General features: G+C 39.0%; 5 protein-coding genes. 4 read left to right on the forward strand and 1 reads right to left on the reverse strand.

The features are described 5' to 3' along the window. Positions 1 to 409: 409 nt before the first annotated feature. From CK510_RS27420 to CK510_RS27430, 3 genes are read left to right on the forward strand one after another with little or no spacing between them, the layout of a single operon-like run. A complete protein-coding gene (locus CK510_RS27420) occupies positions 410 to 1,264 on the forward strand; it encodes a class I SAM-dependent methyltransferase (protein ID WP_095724669.1) in 855 nt (284 codons plus the stop codon). Positions 1,265 to 1,313: 49 nt separating this feature from the next. Next, the gene (gene vapB / locus CK510_RS27425; RefSeq protein WP_095724670.1) at positions 1,314 to 1,556 is read left to right on the forward strand and encodes a type II toxin-antitoxin system VapB family antitoxin; all 243 of its coding nucleotides are present in this window, start codon (positions 1,314 to 1,316) and stop codon (positions 1,554 to 1,556) included. Continuing rightward, positions 1,553 to 1,939, forward strand: coding sequence for a type II toxin-antitoxin system VapC family toxin (locus CK510_RS27430; RefSeq protein ID WP_095724671.1), 387 nt, complete (start codon positions 1,553 to 1,555; stop codon positions 1,937 to 1,939). Before vapB ends, CK510_RS27430 begins: the two co-directional genes overlap by 4 nt. A gap of 157 nt (positions 1,940 to 2,096) precedes the next feature. Here the strand turns inward: CK510_RS27430 and CK510_RS27435 are convergent, their stop codons facing one another. Then, entirely contained in the window at positions 2,097 to 3,101 is a 1,005-nt protein-coding gene (locus tag CK510_RS27435) for a protochlorophyllide reductase (RefSeq protein WP_095724672.1), read from the reverse strand. 319 nt (positions 3,102 to 3,420) lie between these two features. Between CK510_RS27435 and CK510_RS27440 the strand changes: the two genes are divergently transcribed. Further along, complete coding sequence (locus CK510_RS27440) at positions 3,421 to 3,963, forward strand: hypothetical protein (RefSeq protein WP_211293322.1); 543 nt, start codon at positions 3,421 to 3,423, stop codon at positions 3,961 to 3,963. Positions 3,964 to 4,003 lie beyond the last annotated feature (40 nt).

Consider the following 4,003-nt stretch of genomic DNA (forward strand, 5'->3'; position numbering starts at 1 on the left):
TACCCTACCTAGCCCTAAGAGTGCGGCTACGCCAACGGAACGCGAAACGCGAACGGGAAACGGGAAGTCTTTCGCCTACGTTCCACCCTGCGGGTAGACGCGCAAGCGGCTTCTGTAAGTAGCAAGCTACAGCATGACATAGAAGAAGACTTTTCAAACAACCTCTTAACCTCAGACAGAACAGTGCGTTTACTGATTGGCTCTGTAGAAGTCTAGCTCAGTAGTCAATTTTATTTGTATCAAACCGAGAAACTATTTGGGATATTTTGTGTCCTCTGATTGTACAATGCTTGCAGATAATCCCAAAACCAAACCACAGCTAAAATAATCGGATTCAATTCAATAAACAAACTGAATTATTTCCTGAAAATATCACTAGTAATATACAAATCTATTAACCCAACCCGAAATGCAGAAACCAAAATCGACTCAAATTCCTAAACCGACTCGCTACCAAAATGCTGCGATAGATTACTACATGGGAATAACAGGTTCTTCCTATCTCCATTACGGGTATTGGGAGCCACTACCGAAACCGGGAGAGGAATTAAATATTACTCGCTTGCGTACGGCTCAAGCAGCTTATACTGAGAAGCTTTTCAGCTTTCTTCCAGAGGGAGTAAATACGATTCTCGATGTTGGTTGTGGTGTTGGAGGGAACGCAGTATATTTGCGCGATCGCGGTTTTGCGGTTGAGGGATTAGCACCTGATGAAATCCAAGAAGAAAAATTTATTCAGAATACCCAGGGTAAAGTAACCTTCCATTTAACCAGGTTTGAAGATTTTAAATCGTCAAAGCAGTACGATTTACTCTTGTTCAGTGAAAGCAGTCAATATGTTTCTGTTGATGATTTAGCCCAAGGTGCAGCTACTTTACTTAGTAATGGTGGCTACCTGTTAATGGCGGATATGATGCGCTCGAATGGTGAATATAAAGAGGGTATTTTTTCCAATTGTCATGTAGTTAGCGAGTTAAAAACTGCTCTGGAAAAAGCTGGTTTTAATTTAGTTAAAACTGAGGACATTTCTGATGCGATCGCACCAACGATTGATTTGAGTATTGAGAATTTCCGCACTTTTGGATTGACAACTATTAAGTATATTGCTGATGTTGTGAAGATTGCCGTTCCACCAATCCATGCACTCGGAAGTTGGGCATTTAAACGTTGGTTGGAAAAACTCATTGTTGAGGGGTTGGAAGCAAAGGAAATTTTTGATAATCATCTTTGTTATGAAATTCAACTTTGGCAGTTATCAAAGTAAGTTCAAAATTCTGAGTAAGATATAGCTATACACAAAAGGAGAAGTAAAGATGACTTCCCAAGTTATAGATACCACTTCAGAAGTAATTACCAAGCTGCAAAATCTAGCACCTGAACAACAACAGCAGGTACTGGATTTTGTCGAGTTTTTGGCACAGAAGTATAATCAACCTCAAGAAACGAAAGAAAAGATTAAAAAACCACGTGTTGCAGGGTTACATGAGGGAATGGGATGGATGTCAGACGACTTTAATGAACCTTTACCAGATGAATTTTGGTTGGGTGAGTCATGAATGTTTTACTAGATACTCATACATTGATTTGGTTCTCTATCAGTCCTAGCAGATTATCGGAGAAAATAATAAATTTGTTATCTGATGCAGATAATAATTTATTTTTAAGCATTGCTAGCGTCTGGGAAATACAAACTAAATATCAGCTTGGCAAACTAAATCTTGACTTGCCATTACCTGAACTAATAGAAACTCAAAAGCAAACTAATGGGTTACAAATTTTACCTATTGAATTAAGTCATATCTACACTTTAGATAGTTTACCAAATCACCATCGCGACCCTTTTGACAGAATTTTAATTGCTCAAGCAATTTTTGAGAAGATGCCTTTATTAAGTATCGACGGGATTTTTGACGCTTACCCTATTAATAAAATCTGGTAATTATACGGTGTTAAACAACATTCAAACCATTAACCCAACACCATATTATTAAAGAATTAGAGAATACAAATCGTTGTAGGGGTGGGGTTTTCCCACCCTTAACTTACGAGTGATAGATAAATCTATCAGTTGGGATGTTATATTTTCTGCAAGTTCCTTATGCCGTGCGATCGCTCGCAGCAGCAGCAACTCCAACTTCGTCTGCAATTCCCACTAATTTCGCTGTTAATTCCCACATACGAACTGCTTTTTCGTCGTCACGTGCCTGGGAAGAGACTCTTTGGACAAATGCTTTGCGTTCTTGGCTATTGCGATTTCCCCAACTCCAATATGCACCAGATTGTTTAAATTCTGGGTCGGCAATTACTGATGCCACACGTTCCCCTGATAACTCCTGGGATACGTAACCCTTGGTTATGTACTTTTGGAACAAGGGGAAGAGTTTTTGGAACAAGGGGTAGTGATTGCGGAATAGAGGTGTATCAGCAACGCATCCGGGATAGAGAGAGGTAAAGGTAATTCCGGTGGAATCGTGGAAACGTCTGTGTAGTTCACGCATGGTTAACACGTTACAAACTTTACTATCCTTGTAAGCTTTTACGGGTTCAAATTTCTTCCCATCAACCATCGAAATTGGTTCTTTAAACCCAGCTTCAAAGCCTTCAAATTTGCCTAAATCGGGACGGGGATAGACTTTTCCACCTGGTTCATCGGGGTTGTGGGTAACGGTTCCTAAAATCACCAGTCGTTTGTCTGCCATTGGGGAGTTTTTCAAATCCTCCAGCATCAGGTTACACAGCAAAAAATGACCCAGATGGTTGGTAGCCATTGTCAATTCATAGCCTTCTGGACTCCGTAAAGGTTCCTTAATCAAAGGCATGTAGATAGCGGCATTGCATAATAAAGCATTCAGGAACTTACCGCTTGCTCTAAATTCCCTCGCAAATCGGCGAACGCTTTCCAAGTCTCCTAAGTCGATTTGCATGATGCTATAGCTTCCCTGGGGCATTCCCACAGCTTGGGCAGCTTCTCCAGCTTTGCGGACATCGCGACAAGCCATAACTACATGCCATCCTTTTTTGGCAAGGGCTTTTGCTGTGTACAAGCCGACTCCGGATGAAGCTCCTGTGATTACTGCTGTTGGTTTTCGCTCTTGCATGATTATTATTAAAACTTCTTTTATTTTGTTGACTGTATCTAGAATCGCATATCTTGCTCTCTGCAAACTTTACTTTTCTTGAAGACGAAGGAAGAGAGGCGGCGATACGGGATGTTTTATTGGTATAAAAATATTCATAAGAAAATGATTATAATATTTTATTAGAATTAAGTGTATTCTCTCGTCTTACATGAAATATGTATTACTTCTTACTCGTAGCCTCGCAATTATTCTTTAATGTTGGTGATTCATTAATTTTCCCAAGTTCGATTCCAGAAAGTAATAGTTTGACTAATAAAATATTAGTTATTCCTCTAATTCCTTGCTATCTGGTGAAATAATTATTTCCCAAAGCCAGAATTATAAAAGTAAAGGTAAGCTGCAAGAGATGTTGAATGCGCTGGGAGAAAGAGAAACTGGGAGGAAAACAGGTGATAATAGTCAGTATAAATTTGAGAATCCAGAATTAGGTTTTCTTGGTAAATACCAGTTTGCAGAAATATTATTAATTCGTCTTGGTTACTATAAAGCTAAGGTATATTACGGTAATGGTGCTGATAAAAATTACTGGCGTGGTACTTGGACGAATAAACGGGGAATTGATAGTAAAACTAAGTTATTAAATTCACCAGAGGTTCAAGAAGCTGCAATTCGTGAAGCTTTTGCAGTGTATTGGCAGGATATTAATTATCTGCTTAAACAACGTCGAAAATCGGTAAATGAGTATCTTGGTCAGCAACGTAAATTTAATGATAATGGTAAGTCAAAAAATGTGAAAATAACCTTATCTGGTTTAATGGCTGCGGCACATTTAAGAGGACCAGTTCCGGGTACATCCCAGTTTTTATTCTTCCAAGAAAGATAAATAAATCATGAGAAAGTAAAGGGAAATTAAACGCGAACGC

Origin of the sequence: Brunnivagina elsteri CCALA 953, assembly GCF_002289455.1 — a bacterium.
In the GTDB taxonomy this organism is placed as follows: Bacteria; Cyanobacteriota; Cyanobacteriia; order Cyanobacteriales; family Nostocaceae; genus Brunnivagina; species Brunnivagina elsteri.

Excerpts from the sequence above, each read along its gene's own strand:
- CK510_RS27420 (WP_095724669.1), top strand. The coding sequence starts at position 410 with ATGCAGAAACCAAAATCGACTCAAATTCCTAAACCGACTCGCTACCAA.
- vapB (WP_095724670.1), top strand. The coding sequence starts at position 1,314 with ATGACTTCCCAAGTTATAGATACCACTTCAGAAGTAATTACCAAGCTG.
- CK510_RS27430 (WP_095724671.1), top strand. The coding sequence starts at position 1,553 with ATGAATGTTTTACTAGATACTCATACATTGATTTGGTTCTCTATCAGT.